Origin of the sequence: Shewanella salipaludis (assembly GCF_012911865.1) — a bacterium.
In the GTDB taxonomy this organism is placed as follows: domain Bacteria; phylum Pseudomonadota; class Gammaproteobacteria; order Enterobacterales; family Shewanellaceae; genus Shewanella; species Shewanella salipaludis.
On the sequence record NZ_JAAXYH010000033.1, the window covers coordinates 1 to 1,247 of the forward strand.

Sequence of the window (1,247 nt, forward strand, 5' to 3'; positions counted from 1 at the left end):
CAGGGCATCCGCATGAGTGTGCATTAATTGGCCATAGAGGCAAAACCGGCTAATAACACGCGTTCCAGAAAGTCGGTTTTCATCATGCAGCGTTTCTGCTTCATCGGCACGCTGATCTTGGTTGTTTCGGCGCGCAACATGTTAAGTGCCATGTGACGAAGACCAGCCAAATTTTCTGCTGCATTTTCCCGATAGATTTGACAGGCGTCCTCCTGCAAACTTACATCCAGGATCCAGTGCATGGACTCGATACCCCAATGGGCTCTGATGGCCTGACCGGCTTGTTCGGCACTCAGATCTTTGGAACTGATGTAGTAGCGGTATTCAATGTTCGCGACCTTGCCCTTTTCGGCGCGGAAGTTTTCCACCATGATCAAAGTGTTGAGCCCTTTCCAGGCAGAGAAATTCCCCTCCAGTTGCTTGGCGCTAAGGACATGACAGGTGCGTGATTCGACTCGTCCGTGGTGCTGCTCGGCCTGCCATTTCGTGTGGTCTATTGGCGCCTGGCGATACGACTCGAACGCCGTCCTGACGGCTTTCGCCAGTTTGCCTTGATTGCCCTTGACGGCCAGCAAGTAATCACCGCCTTGGCTGATGATGGCTTTCGCAATTTTGGTCTGACAGGCCATGGCATCAATGGTGACCAAGGCGCCACGGAGATCGAGCATCTGAATAAGTGCCGGGATAGCGGTGATTTCATTGCTCTTGCAGTCGGTTTTCAATTGTCCCAACACCAGCTGGTTGGCCGAAGCATAGGCACTGATCATATGAATGGTGCTATATCGGTCGTCACGGTTATAGGAACCCCGTAGCGTTTTGCCGTCAATGGCCACAACTTCCCCCTCGGTCAGACGATGTACTGCTTTCATCCAAGTGAGAAAACACTCGCGAAAGGCTTTTGGATCGATAGCGGCAAGCAGGCGGGCAAAGGTGTCATCAACAGGCACGCCATTCTCAAACAATTTTTGCTTGAGAAACCAATGATGATGGCCGAGGACATACTCACGGATGTCAGTCCAGCCGCGACCTCCCGCAATGACAGCACAGATGGCACCAAATAGAATATCGAACAGAGGATAGTCAACTTTTGCGCTCTGTCGCTCATCCTGGATGATGTTGAAATGCTGCTTAATAATGTCGATATTCATGCTCATGCCCCAAAAAAAAGGAGACATAAGATCACAGAGGACTCCGTGGGTCAATACTGTTTAGAGGGTAGGCAAAAAAACGTTCATGATCTTGCCCTG

General features: G+C 50.8%; 1 protein-coding gene. It reads right to left on the bottom strand.

The window, feature by feature from the left end:
• Positions 1-23 precede the first annotated feature (23 nt).
• Positions 24-1,148: an ISAs1 family transposase gene (locus tag HC757_RS18860; RefSeq protein WP_169565980.1), complete on the bottom strand. Its 1,125-nt coding sequence runs from the start codon at positions 1,146-1,148 to the stop codon at positions 24-26.
• Between the last annotated feature and the right edge of the window lie 99 nt (positions 1,149-1,247).